This window comes from Hamadaea tsunoensis DSM 44101 (genome assembly GCF_000428945.1).
GTDB lineage: Bacteria > Actinomycetota > Actinomycetes > Mycobacteriales > Micromonosporaceae > Hamadaea > Hamadaea tsunoensis.
The window spans coordinates 46,919-63,822 of sequence record NZ_AUAX01000033.1 but is presented as its reverse complement, the minus strand read 5'-3'; the positions used below and the strand labels follow the sequence as shown (position 1 = coordinate 63,822).

Annotated in this window: 19 protein-coding genes; 11 read left to right on the top strand and 8 right to left on the bottom strand. The window is 70.5% G+C overall.

Translation table 11 applies throughout. The features are described 5' to 3' along the window. Window positions 1-7 precede the first annotated feature (7 nt). Window positions 8-652, top strand: a complete 645-nt coding sequence (locus G401_RS0133600) for a winged helix-turn-helix transcriptional regulator (RefSeq protein ID WP_027345941.1) — start codon at window positions 8-10, stop codon at window positions 650-652. A gap of 3 nt (window positions 653-655) precedes the next feature. On the opposite strand, the gene G401_RS50225 is transcribed toward G401_RS0133600, so the two are convergent. Beyond that, a complete protein-coding gene (locus G401_RS50225; RefSeq protein ID WP_034593931.1) occupies window positions 656-1,549 on the bottom strand; it encodes an RNA polymerase subunit sigma-70 in 894 nt (297 codons plus the stop codon). 114 nt (window positions 1,550-1,663) lie between these two features. Here G401_RS50225 and G401_RS0133590 point away from each other — a divergent pair, with 114 nt between their 5' ends. Then, on the top strand, window positions 1,664-2,350 hold the full coding sequence (locus tag G401_RS0133590; RefSeq protein ID WP_027345940.1) for a DUF899 family protein: 687 nt from the start codon (window positions 1,664-1,666) through the stop codon (window positions 2,348-2,350). On the opposite strand, the gene G401_RS0133585 is transcribed toward G401_RS0133590, so the two are convergent. Next, a complete protein-coding gene (locus G401_RS0133585) occupies window positions 2,307-3,122 on the bottom strand; it encodes a hypothetical protein (RefSeq protein WP_157546676.1) in 816 nt (271 codons plus the stop codon). The two genes, G401_RS0133590 and G401_RS0133585, sit on opposite strands and share 44 nt — an antisense overlap. Before the next feature lie 130 nt (window positions 3,123-3,252). Between G401_RS0133585 and G401_RS0133580 the strand changes: the two genes are divergently transcribed. Genes G401_RS0133580 through G401_RS50215 form a run of 5 tightly spaced genes read left to right on the top strand, consistent with a single transcriptional unit; the run spans window position 3,253 to window position 8,531 of the window. Next, window positions 3,253-4,701 carry a serine hydrolase domain-containing protein gene (locus G401_RS0133580; RefSeq protein ID WP_051367526.1) on the top strand — a complete coding sequence of 483 codons (1,449 nt, stop codon included), beginning with the start codon at window positions 3,253-3,255 and terminating at the stop codon, window positions 4,699-4,701. Between the two features lie 2 nt (window positions 4,702-4,703). Next, a complete protein-coding gene (locus tag G401_RS50220; RefSeq protein ID WP_051367525.1) occupies window positions 4,704-5,846 on the top strand; it encodes a sensor histidine kinase in 1,143 nt (380 codons plus the stop codon). Then, entirely contained in the window at window positions 5,843-6,493 is a 651-nt protein-coding gene (locus G401_RS0133570; protein ID WP_027345937.1) for a response regulator, read from the top strand. The genes G401_RS50220 and G401_RS0133570 overlap by 4 nt, the downstream gene beginning before the upstream one ends. Window positions 6,494-6,539: 46 nt before the next feature. Continuing rightward, complete coding sequence (locus G401_RS0133565) at window positions 6,540-7,121, top strand: winged helix-turn-helix domain-containing protein (RefSeq protein WP_051367523.1); 582 nt, start codon at window positions 6,540-6,542, stop codon at window positions 7,119-7,121. A 48-nt stretch (window positions 7,122-7,169) separates the two neighbouring features. Further along, window positions 7,170-8,531, top strand: coding sequence for an MFS transporter (locus tag G401_RS50215; protein WP_051367520.1), 1,362 nt, complete (start codon window positions 7,170-7,172; stop codon window positions 8,529-8,531). A 50-nt stretch (window positions 8,532-8,581) separates the two neighbouring features. Here the strand turns inward: G401_RS50215 and G401_RS0133555 are convergent, their stop codons facing one another. Together G401_RS0133555 and G401_RS50210 are read right to left on the bottom strand one after the other, a co-directional pair. Next, a complete protein-coding gene (locus G401_RS0133555; protein WP_027345935.1) occupies window positions 8,582-9,400 on the bottom strand; it encodes a class I SAM-dependent methyltransferase in 819 nt (272 codons plus the stop codon). Window positions 9,401-9,456: 56 nt separating this feature from the next. Continuing rightward, window positions 9,457-11,310, bottom strand: coding sequence for a right-handed parallel beta-helix repeat-containing protein (locus G401_RS50210; RefSeq protein ID WP_084557917.1), 1,854 nt, complete (start codon window positions 11,308-11,310; stop codon window positions 9,457-9,459). 216 nt (window positions 11,311-11,526) lie between these two features. Here G401_RS50210 and G401_RS0133545 point away from each other — a divergent pair, with 216 nt between their 5' ends. Continuing rightward, a complete protein-coding gene (locus tag G401_RS0133545; RefSeq protein ID WP_027345934.1) occupies window positions 11,527-11,955 on the top strand; it encodes a nuclear transport factor 2 family protein in 429 nt (142 codons plus the stop codon). A gap of 128 nt (window positions 11,956-12,083) precedes the next feature. On the opposite strand, the gene G401_RS0133540 is transcribed toward G401_RS0133545, so the two are convergent. Beyond that, window positions 12,084-12,833 (bottom strand): SRPBCC family protein, encoded by a 750-nt coding sequence (locus G401_RS0133540; protein ID WP_027345933.1) that lies wholly within the window; start codon window positions 12,831-12,833, stop codon window positions 12,084-12,086. After that, window positions 12,830-13,435: an ArsR/SmtB family transcription factor gene (locus G401_RS0133535; protein WP_027345932.1), complete on the bottom strand. Its 606-nt coding sequence runs from the start codon at window positions 13,433-13,435 to the stop codon at window positions 12,830-12,832. Before G401_RS0133535 ends, G401_RS0133540 begins: the two co-directional genes overlap by 4 nt. Window positions 13,436-13,665: 230 nt before the next feature. On the opposite strand from G401_RS0133535, the gene G401_RS0133530 reads away from it, so the two are divergent. After that, window positions 13,666-14,172: an RICIN domain-containing protein gene (locus tag G401_RS0133530; protein ID WP_027345931.1), complete on the top strand. Its 507-nt coding sequence runs from the start codon at window positions 13,666-13,668 to the stop codon at window positions 14,170-14,172. 67 nt (window positions 14,173-14,239) lie between these two features. Here G401_RS0133530 and G401_RS0133525 read toward each other — a convergent pair whose 3' ends face one another. After that, on the bottom strand, window positions 14,240-15,079 hold the full coding sequence (locus tag G401_RS0133525) for an SDR family NAD(P)-dependent oxidoreductase (RefSeq protein WP_027345930.1): 840 nt from the start codon (window positions 15,077-15,079) through the stop codon (window positions 14,240-14,242). A gap of 146 nt (window positions 15,080-15,225) precedes the next feature. On the opposite strand from G401_RS0133525, the gene G401_RS0133520 reads away from it, so the two are divergent. Then, window positions 15,226-15,753: a PadR family transcriptional regulator gene (locus G401_RS0133520; RefSeq protein ID WP_027345929.1), complete on the top strand. Its 528-nt coding sequence runs from the start codon at window positions 15,226-15,228 to the stop codon at window positions 15,751-15,753. Window positions 15,754-15,777: 24 nt separating this feature from the next. Here G401_RS0133520 and G401_RS0133515 read toward each other — a convergent pair whose 3' ends face one another. Further along, complete coding sequence (locus G401_RS0133515) at window positions 15,778-16,053, bottom strand: YrhB domain-containing protein (RefSeq protein ID WP_027345928.1); 276 nt, start codon at window positions 16,051-16,053, stop codon at window positions 15,778-15,780. 77 nt (window positions 16,054-16,130) lie between these two features. On the opposite strand from G401_RS0133515, the gene G401_RS0133510 reads away from it, so the two are divergent. Next, window positions 16,131-16,895, top strand: coding sequence for an alpha/beta hydrolase (locus G401_RS0133510; RefSeq protein WP_027345927.1), 765 nt, complete (start codon window positions 16,131-16,133; stop codon window positions 16,893-16,895). Window positions 16,896-16,904 lie beyond the last annotated feature (9 nt).

Here is a 16,904-nt window from a genome sequence, read left to right as displayed (position 1 = left end):
AGTGGTCATGCCAACCAGCCGCAGCTACCGGGACATCTGCGCGATCGCCCGGGCGCTCGACGTCGTCGGTGAGCGCTGGGCCCTGCTGGTCGTCCGCGAACTGCACTTCGCACCGCAACGCTTCTCCGACCTGCGGCACGCCCTGCCCAACATCAGTTCGAACCTGCTGTCCGACCGGTTGCGCGAGCTGGAGAACAACGGCGTGATCAGCCGTACGGCGGCGCCTGCGGACGGCCCCCAGGTCTACGAGCTGACCGCCCGCGGCCGGAAGCTGGAGCCCGTCCTGCTCGCGCTGAGCGACTGGGGCATGGACGCGCCGCAGCCGCCGGAGCCGGCCACGCTCAGCGCGACCTCCGTGATGTTCTACCTGGGCCTCGCCGCCCGGCCCGACCCGGCGGCACCCCCGCTGACGTGCCGCGTCGAACTCGACGGTCGAGTATGGACAGTCGAACTGACCGCGGGGCGGGCCGAGGTGCGGGCCGGCGAGCCCGCGACGGCGGCGGCGTCTCTGCGTACGAACCCGGCGACGTTCAGCGCGCTGCTCGCCGACCCGTCGACGCTTTCGGGCGCCCGCGACCGGGGCGAGGCCGCCGTGATCGGTGACCCCTCGGCAGTCGACCGGCTGCTGCGGTCGGTCAGCGCGACTGCGTGACAGTCAGCCTTCCCACGTGATGTGGCCGAATGCCGCTACGTGGCCCGCTCCGACGAAGGCGTTGATCTCCGCGATCCGCCCGTCCTCGATCCGCAGCACGTCGACCACCAACCCCCGGTAGACACTCTCCCCCGGCGTACGCAGATAGTTGATCAACGCCGGCCGCCCGTTGGCCGAGGACGGCACGGTACGCCAGTCCAGCGGCCGGCCCAGGAACTCCGCGACCGCTGCGATCCCCAGGACGGGCGGCTCCGGCGGCATGGTGATGCGTACGTCGGCGGTCAGCAGGGCGCGGAACTCGGCCGGGCGGCTCGCTTGCGCGTACCTGCGCAGGATCTCCTCGTCGGCGCTGGTGAGCGGCGGGCGGCGCCAGTCGGCCGGATCGGCGGGCACGTGACTGCGCAAGGTGTCGCGGCCGCGCTGCAGGAGGCTGTTGACGGCGGGGACGGCCGCGCCGAGCAGGTCGCCGACCTCACGCGCGGTCCAGCCGTGGATGTCGCGCAGTACGAAGGCGGCACGCTGGCGCGGCGGCAGGAAGCGCAGCGCCGCGATGAGCGCGAGTTCGACGGTCTCGCGGGCGCCGAGGTCGGTGTCCGGGCCGATCAGGGCGTCCGGGTAGGGACCCAGCTCGGCCGACCATTCCAGCGGATCGCCGCTCGGGACGGTGCGGCGGGCGGTCGACTTGCGGGCGTCGAGGAAGGCATTGGTGGCGATCCGGTACAGCCACGTACGCGCCGACGCCCGGCCCTCGAACCGGTCGCGGGCCTGCCAGGCGCGCAGGAACGTCTCCTGCAGCAGGTCGTCGGCGTCGGGGACGTTGCCGGCCAGCCGGTAGCAGTGCCGGTGCAGTTCCCGCCGATGGAGGTCGAACGCCTCGTCCAGCCAGTTGTCACCCATGACCATGTTGACGATAGCGGGGCGTGATCGTCATCGGTGACCGATGACTTCGAGCCGGTGGTGTCGTCGGTACTGGTGCCTGGTCGGTACTTGTGTCTTGGAAGGAGACCACTCATGACCGAACCCACCGCCCTGCCCCTGGTCGTCGACCGCGACGAATGGCTGCGCCAACGCGACGAGCTCTTGGTACGCGAGAAGGCGCACACCCGGGAAGGCGACGCGATCGCGGCCGCCCGCCGGCGGCTGCCGATGACCCGGGTGCCGGACGTGTCGGTGACCGGGCCGAAGGGTGAGACCCGGCTGCTGGACGTGTTCGAGGGCCGGCGGATGCTGATCGCGTACTTCCACATGTGGCACGACGGGGCGCCGTTCGAGGAGCAGTGCGAGGGTTGCACGTTCTCGACCTGCCACATGGCGCCGCTGGACTACCTGCACGCCCGCGACGTCACCTACGCCGTCTTCGCCCAGGGCCCGTACGCCGAGAGCGCCCCGTTCGCCGAGTTCATGCGGTACGAGTTCCCGTGGTACTCGGCGTACGGGTCGGATCCGGCGCTGGCGGCCGGCCGCGATTTCGGATTCATCGCCTGTTACCTGCGCGACGGCGAGGACGTCTACGAGACGTACTGGACCACGGGGCGGGGTGTCGAGGCGCTGATGACCAGCTACCACGCGCTCGACCTGACCGTCTTCGGGCGGCAGGAGAGCTGGGAGGACGCGCCGGCGGGCCGGCCGCTGGTCGAGGGGCATCCGTGGCGGCTCAACGGAAGACCGACCGCCCAGTGGAGCCGGCTGTCGGCTTAGCGGGGACCATGAGACTGCCGTGGGACTGCCTTGCCTCCTCCGCTCCGGCGATGGCGGATCGTATGAGGTCCGTCGGATCCACCCGGCCGGAGTCCCGCGCCGCCCTGGCTTCGAGCATCGCGGTGATCCTGCCGCCGGCAACCGACGCGAGCCGGCCGCCCGCGCCCGACGCCCAGAGCAGCCACAGCAGCAGATACCCCATGCTGCCCGCGATGCTCCAAGCGCTGATCCACCAGTAGTGCCAGCCGCCCTCGCCCGCGAAACCGTAGACGCCGGCCCGCTCCCCCGTGTCCAATGCCCGCACGGCCAGACCGACCCGAGCGCCGGGTGGGTCCCAGCGCACGTACACGTCCTTGCGGATGTCCTGGCCCCAGTCGCTGGCGAAGTCGCCGAACCAGTTGCACGACTGCTTCCCGCACTCATGCCTGGTCAACGTCACCGTCCCCGGCCGCCCGATGCGGTGCGCGGCCTGCCATTCCGGCCCGATGTCGGCCAGCCCCAGCAGCAGGACCAGCACCGCGATCGGTGGGAGGAACCACCGCAGGAACCAGCGCATGTACCGCTCCCGGGCGTCCTCCTCCTTCCGCCGCTCGACTGCCGTGCGCCGCGGGCCGTAGCGGCGAGCGAGGTAGGCGTAGACGCACGCCCAGTACACCGCGGCCAGCAACACCGCCAGCACGGGTGAGACGAACACGACCGGGCCCACGGTCACCGCGCACACCAGGACGGCCACGACTTTGGCGGTCCGCGGCCAGCCCCGCTCCTGCGCCACGGCTACCACCTCGGTTACATGGTCACGCAGCTGTCAAGGTTTCCGACCGCCCGGTCCATGACGAAAGTCAGGGGTGCCGACCGACGATCGGCTCAGGCGGTCATGGGGTCGCGATTCCTACCGTGGCCGCATGTTCAAGATCTTGGGAGTCGTCACCGCCGCGGCGGTCGCCTTGTCCGTCCCCGTTCCCGCGTACGCCGCCGGCAGTGTTGCCGGCGGTGTTGTCGGCGGTGTTGCCGGCAGTGGGGTCGATGAGGCGGCCGTGCGGCGGGTCGTCGAGGACTTCGCCCGTTCGTCCGGCTATCCGGGGATCGCCTACGCGCTGACCGACGGCGACCGGCTGCTGTACGCGGACGCGTACGGGGATGTGACCGCGCGTACGCCGATGCCGATCGCTTCGCTGTCCAAATCGTTCACGGCGCTGGCCGCGATGCAGCTGGTCGAGGCCGGGCGGATCGAGCTCGACGCGCCCGCCGGGCGGTACCTGGCCGGGTTCCGGACCGCCGACCCACGTGGCGCGGCGATCACCGTCCGGCAGTTGCTGAACCAGACCTCGGGGCTCAGCGACCGCGGCTTCCCCGAGAAGAGCCTGCCGCAGCCGGACACCCTGGCCGCAGCCGAGCAGCGCGTACGCGGGGCGAAGCTGGCCGCCGATCCCGGCACCGCGTACGCCTATACGAACACGAACTACCACCTCGTCGCCCGCATCGTGGAAGTGGTCTCGGGCCGGCCGTTCGACGACTACCTCCGCGAGAACGTCCTCCGCCCGGCCGGGATGACGTCGACGTTCAGCATCGAGCAGACGCCCCGGGATCTTCCAGCGGGATTCCCGGACGGACACGTGTACGCGTACGGGGCGGCGATCGGCGCCACCGAGCCGAAGCGTTTCGTGGGCGGGTCGGACGGTGTCGTGTCGACCGCCGAGGACATGGCCCGGTGGCTGATCCTGCAGCACGGGCAGAAGAGCCTGGCGAGCGCGGACAGCTTCCGAACCATGCACACGCCCGCCGCCGGTCCACACTCGACGTACGCGATGGGCTGGCAGCGCGACCCCGACGGCCGGCTGCACCACAACGGGATCTGGTTCACGTACACCGCCAGCCAGCTTCTGCTGCCGGACGGGCATGGTGTGGTGGTTCTCGGTGACAGCGGCGTCGGCCTGGCCAACGAGGGCACCGACGCGCTCGCGGACGAGCTCGCGGCGGTGCTGAGCGGCGACCGGCCCGGCGGTTTCGCGCCGGTCCGGTTGATCACCGATCTGGTCCTCGCGGTGTTCACTTTGCTCAGCATCATCCTTGGCCTGCGGGCGGTGCGCCGCGTGGTACGCGGTGAGCCCCGGCCCCGGTGGACGGTCCGCCGCCTGGCGCGGATGGTCGTGCGGCTGTGGCCGGTGGCGGTCCTGCTGGCCCTGCCCGCCCTGGTCGGTGTCGTCTTCGCCGGCCGTGACCTCACCTTCGGCCAGCTCTGGTACGCCGGCCCCGCCCTGGTCGTCTGGCTCGTCGCGGCGGCCGTGGTCAACCTCACGGTCCTGGGAACGAGCCTGGCCCGGCGGTGGGCCCGGCCGGGTAGGGTCGGCTGATCATGACGAGCCGCCGCCTCCCCGTGCCCGCGGGCATCCTGACCACGGTCGGGGTGGCGGCGGTCGTCGTCCTCGTCGGCTCCTGGGCGGAACCCTGGTGGCTGTCGGCCGCCGCGATCGGGGCGCTGCTGATCGGCGTCGGGCTGATCGGCGGATACCCGAGAATCGGATGTCCAGGAATCGCGTACCCGGGAATCGCGTACTTGGGAATCGCGTACCCGGGCATGGCTCTGGCCGTGAGCGCGGCGGCGGGCGTCGTGGCGGCGGCGGCGATCGACGACTCGGTGCCCGTCTGGTGCGTGGCGCTGGCGGCGGGCCTGTTCGCGATCGCGTTGCGGGCGGGCCGGCTGGGCGTGCGACCCCGCGCGGCGCTGATCATCTTCAGCGCGGCCGCCCTGGGTGCCCTGGTCACCGGGGTGACGGGCCTGGTGTTGCTGGCAGTGTCGGCCATCCTTCCGTGGGTGCTGGGGCGCGGGCAGCGCCAGCAGGACCAGCTGGTCACGGTCACCGCGGAGCGGGCGCGGCTGCGCGAGCGCGCCCGGATCGCCCACGACATGCACGACACGCTCGGCCACGAGCTGAGCCTGCTGGCGCTGCGCGCCGCGGCCCTCGAACTCGACCCCGGCCTCGGCGAGCCGCAGCGCCGCGCGGCCGGGGAGATCCGGGCCGGGGCGGGCAGCGCGACCGGGCGGCTCGCGGAGATCGTCACCCTGCTGCGCGACGACCGTCCGGCGCCGCTGCATCCGGCGGACGAGAGCATCGAAGATCTGATCCAGCGCACCGTACGCGCCGGACAGCCGGTCACCCTCGCCTGGAGCGGGCCGCGCGACCTGCCCGATCACGTGGCGGGAACGGCGTACCGGGTGGTGCAGGAGGCGCTGACGAACGCGGTCAAGCACGCGCCCGGTGCCCCGGTGACGGTACGCATCGCCACCACCACCTCCACCACCACAGTCGGCCGGACGACGGTCACCGCCACCAATCCGCGGGTACCGGGCGGTGCCCGCGCGCCGGGCGGCGGTTCCGGGCTGGCCGGGCTCACCGAGCTGGCCGGGCTCGCGGGCGGGACGCTGCGCGCCACGGATACCGGCGGCCGTTTCGAGGTCGTCGCGGTCCTGCCCCATGCCGTATCGGAGGACCGATGATCCGGGTGCTGCTCGCCGACGACGAGACGCTGATCCGCGCCGGTGTGCGTACGCTGCTGGGCGCCGACCCGGCCGTCGAGGTGGTCGCCGAGGCGGGTGACGGGCGGGCCGCGATCGACGCCGCGCTCGCGTACCGGCCGGATGTCGCGCTGCTGGACATCCGCATGCCCCGCCTGGACGGGCTGGCGGCCGCCGCCGAGATCGTCCGGGCGCTGCCCGCCACCGGCGTCGCGATGCTCACCACGTTCGGCGAGGACGAGTACGTCGCCCGGGCGCTCGACAGCGGCGTACGCGGCTTCCTGCTGAAGTCCGGCGATCCCCGGGAACTGCTGGCCGGCGTCCACGCGGTGGCGGCCGGCGGGGCGTACCTGTCGCCGACGGTGGCCGGCCGGGTCGTCGAGCGGCTGCGCGGCTCCGGCACCCGCGAGACCGGCGCCCGGAGCCGGGTCGCCGCCCTCACCGAACGGGAACGCGAGGTCCTCGCCCTGGTCGGCGCGGGGCTGTCGAACGCGCAGATCGCCCGGCGGCTGCACCTGGTGGAGGGCACCGTCAAGGGTCATGTCAGCACGATCCTGACCCGGCTCGGTACGGCGAACCGGGTGCAGGCGGCGATCGTCGCGTACGAGGCCGGTCTATGCGCCCCGTAATCAAGACATCTTGATTACGGAGTACTAATCAAGGTACCTTGATTACATGGCGCAGAACGATCCCGGTGACGATCCCAAGCTCGCGACGATGCGCTTGCGCGCCCTCGCGCATCCCTTGCGCTGGAAGCTGCTCGACGTCGTCACGCGCGACGGGTCGGTGACGGCCACGAGGTGCGCCGAGATCCTCGACGAGAGCGTTGCCAGCTGCTGGTACCACCTGGGAATCCTTCGCAAGTACGGCTATGTGGAGCCGATCCCGGGCACGTCGGGCCGGGAGAAGCCGTGGCGCGCGACGGCCGCCCTGCAGGGAGACCTGTCCGGCCCCACCGGCGACGCCGACACGGAAGCCGCCGGGTTCGCGGCCGCCGACGCATTCCTCGACCACGAGGTCGGACGCGCCAAGGAACGCATTCGCCGACTCGGTGCCGAGCCGCCGGAGTGGCAGGCGACGAACATGGTCGCCGCCGCGTCGGTCTACGTCACGGCCGAGGAGCTGGCCGAGATCAAGGCCGAGTTGGTGGCGATTCTCGAGCGGTACGCGGAACGCGCCTCCGATGCGGAGCGCCGTCCAGCCTCGTCCCGAGCCGCACGCATCTTCGTCAGCACGGGCATCGAACCCTCGGCCTGAGCCGGTCATCGCCGCCACCCCTGATAGCGACGACAAGAGGTGCACACCATGAGTGAGGAAGTACGCACATCCCCGCTGTCCGGAAACAAGAACTGGCAGCGGATGTGGCGCGGTCAGGCAATCTCCACCTTCGGTGACATGGTCTTCATGGTGACGGTCATGTTGTGGATCGCCACCCGCATCGCCGACGGCAAGTCGTGGGCGCCGATCGCGGTGAGCGGGGCGTTGATCGCCACCGCGGTGCCCGCCCTCCTCGTCGGTCCCGTCGCCGGCGTCTGGGTCGACCGATGGGACGGGCGGCGGACCATGCTGGTAGCCGATGCCGCCCGGATGTTGCTCATCGCGGCGCTGCTGACGATCCCGCTGCTCCAGCACACCATCTCCACCGCGGCGCAGCTCGCGATCCTCTACGCCGTGCTGGCGGCGGCGAGTTCCTTTGCCGAGTTCTTCCACCCGTCACGGCTGGCCGTCATCGGCGCCATCGTTCCCTCGGCCGACCAGACCACCGCCTCCGGCCGGCTCCAGGCGGTGACGGCGCTCGCTCAGGTCCTCGGGCCGCCGCTGGCGGCGCCGCTGCTGCTGACGTTCGGTGTGCAATGGGCGCTGATCGCGAATGCGCTCAGCTTCGGAATCTCCTGGCTCTACGTTCGAGCGATCGGCATTCCGGCCGCAGGGCAGCCGGTCATCCGGGCGCGGTCGAGCTTCGGTACCGAGTTCCGCGCGGGCATCAGGTTCTTCGCGGGCAGCAGGGTGCTCGTCGGACTCGCCGTCGGAGCGGTGATCTTGATGGCCGGCGTCGGCGCGATCAACGCGGTCGTCGTCTTCTTCGTCGTCGACAACCTGCACGCGTCCGCCGGCTGGGTGGGCGTGATATCGGCCGCGATCGGCACCGGCGCCGTCCTCGGCACGATCACCACGGGTGTTGTCGCGCGCGTCGTCGGTCTCGGCCGGCTCCCGTGGCTCGGGCTGCTCGGCGGTGGCATCGCGATCATCGCGCTGTCGCGGTGTACCGCGGTGGGACCGGCGATCGCGGCGAGCTTCGTGCTCGGCATCGCCGTCGGCATCATCAACGCGACGGATCAACCGATCACGTTGCGGGTCACCCCGCCTGACATGATCGGCCGGGTCAGCGCGGTGTTCAGCCCATTGGTGCAGCTCGCAAACCTAGTCGGGATGGGCTTGGCCGGACTTCTCGCCGGCGGAGCCTGGAAATCACTGCACCGGGCCGTTGCCGGCACGACATTCGGGCCGTACGACACCATCCTCGCCGTCGCCGGTGTGCTGTTCATCCTGGCCGCGCTGGTCACGATCCGACCGATGCGCCATCTGCCCGAGGCCGCACCGCACCAGGCCATGGCTGAGGACGGCGCAGAACCCGTACTCGCGACCGGCGAGTACGGGGCGCAATAGCGGCAGGAGGCGAGACCGGCCGCTCGTCGGCAGCGTTCGCGGACCGCGGCTTACTCCTTGACGGCCTGCAGGGTGTAGGTCAGCGGCACCCGCTCGCGGTGCTCCGCCAGCCGCCACTCCCCCCGCTCGTCCTCGACCATGCCCTGGTCGAGCGCCTTCCACGGGACGCTGTCGTGCTCCACCAGCATCGTGATCCGCAGACCCTCGGCGAGCAGGGCCGTGACCAGCTCACCCAGGCCGTGGTTCCAGCTGTGGCTCACCGTGTGCGTGAACTCGCGGTCGGCGTCCACATACGTCCCCGGCTCGTCGGAGACCAGCGGTTCCGGCGTCTCGAAATACGGGTACGCGACGCGCAGCCCGTCGGCGGTGTCCTCGTGCAGCGCCCAGAGCATCGGGTGCCCCTCCCGCAGGAAGAGGCGGCCGCCGGGCTTGAGCAGCCGCGCCACGACCGCCGCCCAGCGCCGGATGTCCGGCAGCCAGCACAGCGCCCCGATCCCCGTGAAGACCAGGTCGTACGCCTCGTTCGGCAGGACGTCCGCGGCCGCGTACAGGTCGGACTGGACGAAGTCGGCCGTCACGCCCGCGGCCTCGGCGAGCCGGGCGGCCTCGGCCACCGCGGCGGGCGAGAAGTCCAGGCCGGTCATGCGCGCGCCGAGGCGGGCGAGCGAGACGGTGTCGGTGCCGATGTGGCACTGCAGGTGTACGCCGCGCAGCCCCGCGATGTCACCGAGCCGGGGCTGGTCGAAGCGCACCACCTCGGAGAGGTGGCCGGGGTCGGCGGCGAACTTGGCGAGACCGTAGTCGGCCGACCGGGCATGGGCGGGGGCGCGTTCGTCCCAGTTGGCGAGGTTGATAGCGAAGCTGTCCACCGGGCATTCATACCGGGTGCCCGGCGCGCGGGCACCCGGATTTCGGCACCCGGATGTCAGATGTGCGCCCCGACCGCCGCCCCGTTCGCCGGCACCAGATAGACCGACGTCGGGATCGCCCCGCTCGCGGTACGCGCGCCGGTGATGGTCGAGGCGTCGGTGCTCTGCAGCGTCCAGGTGCCGCCGATGTTCCAGGAATTGCCGGAGGCGGTGGACGAGCCGAGGGCGACCGGGGCGGCGTTGCCGACCGCGAGGTTGGCGGTGAGGTTCGCGACCGACCCGCCGTCGAAGTCGAACCCCGTCTTCACGTTGTCGTACGCCGTGCACCGGTTGACGACGATCGCGCCGGTGTTGCCGTTGTCCGTGAAGCCGGCCGCCGAGTTGCCCCACGCCATCGAATTGCTGACGGTGTGCGCCGCCGCCGGGCCGGTCGTGTCGGAGCCGCCGAGCTTCCAGCCGTTGCCGTCGCCGGAGTAGTTCGGGATGCTCCAACGGTTGTACCCGTTGCCGTACGCGACGCTGTCCTGGATCGTGATCGGCGAGGTGAACAGCCACGCGTCGAACCCGTCGTCGGAGTTGTTCCACAGCCGCGCGCCGCGCACGAGGTTGCCGGAACCGCCGCCCTGCTTGATCGCCAGACCGTCGGCGCTCTCCCCGTTCTTGCGCGGATCGCGGTTGGCGTAGCTGTCGAGGTTCAGGATCTGGTTGCGGGCCGAGGTGCCCTGCAACTGGAAGCCGCTCTCGTAGTTGTCATGCGTCACCAGGCGGTCGAAGACGTTGTCGTTGCAGCCGTCGCAGTAGACCGCGTACGGGCCGTGCTCGATCTCCAGGCCGGTGATGCGCCAGAAGTTCGCCGACATGTGCACGGCACCGCGCTGCGCGGCCGGAATCGTCGACCCCACATCTCCCGGCGTGTACGCCAATCCTTCGCCGTCGATCGTCACGTGCTCGCCGTTGTAGTTCGTCAACGTGATCGGGGCGGCGGCCGTACCGCTCTTGGCGATCGTGATGTTCGTGGTGAGGGCGTAGGTGCCGCCGCGTACCGCGATCGTGCCGCCGGCCGCCACGACCGAGACCGCCTTCTGCACGGTGGCGAACGGGGCGGCCAGCGTACCGGCGTTGCCGTCGTTGCCGTTCGTGGCGACGAACAGGGTCCCGCTCGGCGTACTCGCACTGGGACTGGGACTCGCACTGGGGCTGGCACTGGGGCTCGGGCCGGCGCTGCGGCTGGGGCTCGGGCTGCTGCTCGGAACCGTGCTGGCGCTGGCCGTGGGCGATGGACTCGAACCCGCCGACGAGACCGTCACGTCGTCGAACTCCGCGCTCGCGTACGCGGTCTGCAGGCCGATCCGCCCCTGCGTGATCCGGGCGTCCGTCGCGCTCACCACCGTGGTGCCGTTCACGCTGCCGGTCAGCGTACTGCCCACTATGGACAGAGCGAGCGTGGACCAGCCGGCCGCCACCGGCTGCGCGGAGGTCGCCAGCACCGTGACCGTGCCGCTCCAGACCTGCTGCAGCTGCACCTGACCGGCCTCCACCACCGCGAGCCGGTAGAACGTGGTCGACCCGGTGGCCCGGCCGAGCAGCGCGGCGTGGCCGCCGGAGCCGATGCTCAGCGGTTTCACCCGCGCCTGCACGACATAGTCCGTCCAGCTTGTGTCCCCGGCGAACAGGCGGGCGTTGTTCGTGGTCGTGTTGGCCTGCTGGGCGACCTGGCTGCCGTCGGCCACCACGCTCCAGGTGCCGCCCGACTTCGACCACGCGTTCAGCGTCCCGTCCTCGAACGTCGCGCTGAACAGAGTCGCCGCCTGGGCGGTGGCGGCGAGGACGAGCCCCGCGGCGCCCACGGCCACGACGAGCGCCGAGACCGCGCGGATCACGGTGGAGCGGCGGCGTGCGAACCACGACATCGGTCAAGCCTCCCGGCCGGAGCGCGCCTTCGCGGAACGGGACCGCGGGCTGGAAAGCGCATTCCACACCGGAACAACTTCGCACCTGCATCCGCGCCGATCAATAGCTCACGCTTGCAGGTTTGTTGCAGCGCCTTCATTGCAGGGCTTTCGTTGCGGGATCACCACGTCCGATTCCCGCCGGACCCATGCCGTCCGGGTCGCCACAATCGGTGGGTGACCGAGGAGAGCACGTTGGACGTGCTGCAGAAGTTCTACACCGCCGAATCCGCCTACATCGCGGCCGGAGGCATGGGGAAGGCCTCATTCGGCGGGATCGCCGCGTGCCTGCATCCCGATGTGGTGATGTACCAGGCGTCCAGCCTTCCGTACGGCGGCATCTGGCGCGGGCCGGGCGGCATCGAGAAGTTCATGGCCGCGATGAGCGACGCGTGGCAGTCGCTGGAATTCCTGGAGCAGCGGTTCGTCGTCGGCGACGACGCGATCGTGGTCCTGAACCGGGGCCGCCTGACGGCCCGAGCCACCGGCCGGACGCTGGAGACCTCCGTCATGCAGCTGATCACGGTCCGCGACGGGCTGATCAGCGAGATGCATCCGTTCTACCAGGACACGATGGCGGTCGCCGAAACCCTCGGCCGACCGTAGCCCGACGGCCCTTGGTTGTTGCTCTTCCCGCGACAGGAAGAACATCGACAACCAAGGGCCGTCCATATGCGACAGTGTGGTCGCTCTCAACCCTCGGCGGGTCAAGGCTCAGGTCAGGCTGCGTCAGGTCAGGCTGCGTCGGTCGGCGCCGCGAGTGTGCCCAGCCAGGCCTGCCACGCCTCGGTCTCGGCCGTCCGGTCGCTGTCGTCGAAGTAGTGCGCGGTCGCGAACATCATGTCGTTGTACCCGTGGACCAGCGTGTACATGGCGTCCGCGGTACGCATACCGACGAAGCTGGGCGCGTGGACGAACTCCACCACCCCGTCGACCGGCTCGATGCCGGCGACGGTGAGCCGGGCCGGCTGCCCGTCCGCCGCGTCGGTGCCGGCGCCGACGGCCGCGGTCATGGCCGCCCACGAGTCCGCGGTGACCGGTCCGGGCAGGAACGTCGACAGCTTCGCCGTACGCGGCGCGAAGTGCTCGACGTACACCGCGAGCTTGGTCAGGTACGCCTGGTCGCCGACGGACAGCCCGTTGTATTCGGCTTCCCAGTCGTCGCCGAGCAGTCCGCTGTGGACGAACCGCACCACGGCCCCGCCCCCGTCACGTGCCTCGATCAGCCACTCGAAGGCCATGAACGTGCCGTCCGGGTTCTTGTCCCCCTGCGTCGCGTACCGGTGGCCGGGCTCCCAGGCGGTGATGGCCGAGGTCGCCTTGTCGCCGAACATCTCGAACGTGGCGGTCCGGCCCTCGCCGTCGATCTCGGTACGCCCCATGAGCCACGAGTCGACCCCCGGCCCTGTCGTGATCGCGTCCCAGACCTGGTCCGGCGTGGCGTCGACGGTGATCTCACCGGTCACCTCGAAGGGATGTGTCATGGCTTCTGCTCCTCTGCTGGCGGGTCGGCGTCTTCGGTGATGCTCGGGTGCACCGCGACGATCACGCGGTGCGGCCGACCGGTTTCCGAGTGGTACTTGCTGATGAGTGCGGCGAGCGAGTCGGTCATCTCGCCGATGAAAGCCGCACGGTCGGCCGGCCGGGCGAACCGCACCTCGGCGTCGAGCCCGAACGTGGCGAGCGGTTTGCGGGACCGCGCCGCGCCGTTGATGAGCGCGCCGGTCTCCCGGACCAGCCGCGCGGCGAGCGCGAGCAGCCACCGCGCCGACAGCCGGTCGGGCGACCGGGCCGGGTCGGGCGCGACGGCGGCGAGCGCCGCCGGCGAGATCACGTAGGCCGCGGCCGACGCCCGCATCACGCGCTCGGTCATGTTGCCCTTGCGGCGCTCCTCCACCAACTCCACGAGACCGTGCTGCTCCAGCGTCTTCACGTGGTAGTTGACCTTCTGGCGGGCCAGCCCGAGGCGCGCCGCGAGCGTGGTCGCGGTGTGCGGCTCGGCCAGCTCGGCGAGCAGCCGGGCCCGGGTGGGATCGAGCGAGGCCTCCGCGGCGGCGGCATCCTCGATCACTTCGACGTCCTGCATGAGGCCAGCCTGTCACCGAAAATTCTTTTTGTCAAGGAGAGGAATATTGTCAAATCGCGAGGCCGGCGATCCACCATCGCGACCCGATGCCCTCGCCGCCCGGCGCGAGCGGCCGCGACCCTGACCGCCGATGCACATAGCGGAACCGGCAACCGATCATTGACTCGCCAGCGTTACATTGCTGGCGATCAATACAGATGATCAATGCAGATGATCAATATAGTCGAGCCATGTCGAAGGCGATTCGGATCCTGGTCCTGCTACTACTGGTCGCCGGCGCGACACTCGCGATGCCCGGCGCGGCCAACGCGGCTTCCGACATCTACCCCATCCAGAGTGCCGCCGGCGCGGGCAAGTGTGTCGGCTTGGCCAACTATGGCAGCACCGCCAACGGCACCGGCCTGATCATCTGGGACTGCCACTACAACGCCGACCAGTGGTGGTACAACGGCGACGGCGGCACGATGCGCAGCTACGCCTCCAGCTGGCCCTACGGCAAATGCGTCGGCCTGGCCAACTACGGCAACACCGCCAACGGAACAGCGCTGATCCTGTGGGACTGCAACTACAACCCCGACCAGATCTGGAGCTGGCGGGCTTTGGGCAACGGAAACTACGCCCTGTACAACCCGCCGTCGGGCAAGTGCGCGGGACTGGCCAACTACGGCAGCACGGTCAACGGCACACGCCTGGTGATCTGGGACTGCCACCTCAACCCCGACCAGCAATGGAACTGAGCCCAGTTCCTCGGCCGCACGAAGGCGGCAGTGAGGATGCAGGAGCGGGTCACGCTGGTGGTCCGCCTCACCGGCTGACAATGACCTTGTTCAGGCCGAGCGTGCGCAGGATGAGGCGATCGCGCGTACCGCGGGGAAGCTTCGTCAGCAGGTCGAAGATCCGGGCGTTGCCGACGACGTAGCGCGCCTTGGGTCTCGTGTCGAGGACCGCGGCGAGCACCGCCTTCGTCACCTTGCCGACCGGGTCCAGCGGCGTACGCGCGTTCGCGGCCGCCACCGCCTCGATCGCCGACCGATACCGCCGCAGTGCTTCGGGATCTACTGTGGCCATGACGTCCGCGCTGGCCGTGGCCGCCTTCGCGAAGATCTCCGTACGCGTTCCGCCCGGGATGACCTGCACCACCGGGATCCGCCACGGGGCCAGTTCGACCCGGACGGCGTCGTTGAGCGCGTGCAGAGCCGCCTTGCTGGCCGACAGCAACGCGGCGAACGGCAGCCCGACGTCACCGGCCGGGGCGCCGATGTTGACCACCCGCCCGTGCCCTTGACGCAGTTGCGGCAGGAATTCGCGCAGAACGCGTACCGGGCCGTAGACGTTGACCTCGAAGCTGCGCCGCAATTCGGCCTCCGGCAACAGTTCCAGCGGCCCCTGCACGATGACGCCCGCATTGTTGATCACGGCGTGCAGACCTCGGCCGCCCTGTCGCCGGTCGATCTCCTGGGCGGCCGCCGCGACGCTGTCCGGATCGGTGAGGTCCAGGCGTACCGGGATCGCCCCGGCCAGTTGCGGGGCCGGACCGCGGACGCCCGCGTACACGGTGACACCACGTTTGAGCAGGGCTTGGGTGACAGCGGTGCCGATACCGCCGGCCGCTCCGGTCAGCAGGACCGCGCGTGACTCGCTCATGATTTCCCTCCGGGGGTCGCGACATGGTCTAGAGGACATGTCCCTAGGGACACCATATGCTGAACGTGTCCCCCGGTACATATCGCGGGACAGATGTGACCCACGCCACCGGCCGCCCGCCGATCCCCAGCCGAAGGGAGCGCCCCGTGTCGCTGCGACATGGCCTGCTCGGCCTGCTCGCCGAGGGTCCGGCCAGCGGCTACGACCTCGCCCGGCGGTTCGCCGAGGTGCTCGCCCCGGTCTGGCCGGCCCAGCACCCGAAGATCTACGCCGAACTCGGCCGATTGACCGCCGACGGGCTGGTCGCGGTCGACAGCCACGGCGCCCGGGGCCGGAAGGCGTACCGCATCACCGACGAAGGACTCGCCGAGGTACGCCGATGGCTCACCTCCGTCGAGGTGGACCACACCATGCGGCTGGAACCCTTGCTGCGCTCCATGTTCTTCTGGCTGATGGAGCCCGAAGCCCTGACCCGGCACCTCGACGCCGAGGCGAGGTTCTACACCGCCCAGGCCGCCGCGTTCCGCGCGTACGCCGACCGCAAGGACGCCGGCGAGTTCGGGACCGGCCCGCAGACACAGTCGATGCGCATCACCATCGAGGGCGGCATCCGGGTCTACGAGGCGCTCGCGGCCTGGGCGGAGTGGGCCAAGGACCACCCCATCCAACCCTGATCCGGTCCTCTTCTGTGGCAGGACCTATTCGCCCTGGCTGCGGCGCCGGAACTCGAACGACTCGTCGAGGTCGACATACCTGCACCGGCCGGTCGCCAGGTTCACCGCGATGTCGGCGTTACCGGCCAGTTCCGCTTCCTCGTCCCCATCGTCCAGCAACGCCTTCGAGTTCCAGGAGACGATCAGCTCGCCGTCGATCCTGAAAGCACCCTCGTGGTAGACGCGGACCGAGCCGTCGCCTTCGGTCGTGTCGGCCAGATATCGCTCGGCCTGCTCCAGCGCGGCGCCCGTGGAAAGCATCTCAGTGGGTCCTCATCAGGAAGCATCGATCATACCGGCCTGACCTCCGTGGCCGCCCGATGGCGTACAACTGATCCATGGCTCATCTACGCTGCGACTTCTTCTCCGACGCCCTCGGCTTGAGCACCTCGATGACGGTGATCCTGCCGCAGGCGTCCGGCAACCAGATCGGGATCGAGTCCGTCGCGCAGGCCACCGAGCCGCCCGTGCTCTACCTGCTGCACGGTCTCAGCGACGACGACACGATCTGGCTGCGCCACACCTCGATCGAGCGGTACGCCGCCCAGCGCGGACTGGCCGTGGTCATGCCCCAGGTGCACCGCAGCTTCTACGCCGACGAGGCGTACGGGATGAAGTTCTGGACCTTCCTGTCGGAGGAGCTGCCGGCGGTCGTCGGACGGTTCTTCCGGGTGTCCGAGCGGCGCGAGGACAGCTATGTGGCCGGGCTGTCGATGGGCGGCTACGGCGCGTTCAAATGGGCGCTGCGCCGGCCCGGGCGGTTCGCCGCCGCGGCGAGCCTGTCCGGCGTCCTCGACCTCGACCGCCGCGTACGCGAAGACGACACCGGCCTGTTCCGCCCGGTGTTCGGCGACCGGCCGGTGGCGGGCTCGGACGACGACCTGCTCGCCCTGCTCGGCCGGGCCGGGGCGGACCTGCCGCGGCTCTACGTCGCCTGCGGTACCGAGGACGTCCTCTACGCCGACAACCGCTCCTTCGTGGCGGCCTGCGCGGCGGCCGGGATCGCGGTCACCACGGACTTCGGCCCGGGCGAGCACGAGTGGGGCTACTGGGACGCCCGGATCCAGAACGTCCTCACGTGGATGTTCCCGCCTCAGCCCTGAGTTCGCGTA

Excerpts from the sequence above, each read along its gene's own strand:
- G401_RS0133600 (WP_027345941.1), top strand. The coding sequence starts at position 8 with ATGCCAACCAGCCGCAGCTACCGGGACATCTGCGCGATCGCCCGGGCG.
- G401_RS50225 (WP_034593931.1), bottom strand. The coding sequence starts at position 1,549 with ATGGGTGACAACTGGCTGGACGAGGCGTTCGACCTCCATCGGCGGGAA.
- G401_RS0133590 (WP_027345940.1), top strand. The coding sequence starts at position 1,664 with ATGACCGAACCCACCGCCCTGCCCCTGGTCGTCGACCGCGACGAATGG.
- G401_RS0133580 (WP_051367526.1), top strand. The coding sequence starts at position 3,253 with ATGTTCAAGATCTTGGGAGTCGTCACCGCCGCGGCGGTCGCCTTGTCC.
- G401_RS50220 (WP_051367525.1), top strand. The coding sequence starts at position 4,704 with ATGACGAGCCGCCGCCTCCCCGTGCCCGCGGGCATCCTGACCACGGTC.
- G401_RS0133570 (WP_027345937.1), top strand. The coding sequence starts at position 5,843 with ATGATCCGGGTGCTGCTCGCCGACGACGAGACGCTGATCCGCGCCGGT.
- G401_RS0133565 (WP_051367523.1), top strand. The coding sequence starts at position 6,540 with ATGGCGCAGAACGATCCCGGTGACGATCCCAAGCTCGCGACGATGCGC.
- G401_RS50215 (WP_051367520.1), top strand. The coding sequence starts at position 7,170 with ATGAGTGAGGAAGTACGCACATCCCCGCTGTCCGGAAACAAGAACTGG.
- G401_RS50210 (WP_084557917.1), bottom strand. The coding sequence starts at position 11,310 with ATGTCGTGGTTCGCACGCCGCCGCTCCACCGTGATCCGCGCGGTCTCG.
- G401_RS0133540 (WP_027345933.1), bottom strand. The coding sequence starts at position 12,833 with ATGACACATCCCTTCGAGGTGACCGGTGAGATCACCGTCGACGCCACG.
- G401_RS0133535 (WP_027345932.1), bottom strand. The coding sequence starts at position 13,435 with ATGCAGGACGTCGAAGTGATCGAGGATGCCGCCGCCGCGGAGGCCTCG.
- G401_RS0133530 (WP_027345931.1), top strand. The coding sequence starts at position 13,666 with ATGTCGAAGGCGATTCGGATCCTGGTCCTGCTACTACTGGTCGCCGGC.
- G401_RS0133525 (WP_027345930.1), bottom strand. The coding sequence starts at position 15,079 with ATGAGCGAGTCACGCGCGGTCCTGCTGACCGGAGCGGCCGGCGGTATC.
- G401_RS0133515 (WP_027345928.1), bottom strand. The coding sequence starts at position 16,053 with ATGCTTTCCACGGGCGCCGCGCTGGAGCAGGCCGAGCGATATCTGGCC.
- G401_RS0133510 (WP_027345927.1), top strand. The coding sequence starts at position 16,131 with ATGGCTCATCTACGCTGCGACTTCTTCTCCGACGCCCTCGGCTTGAGC.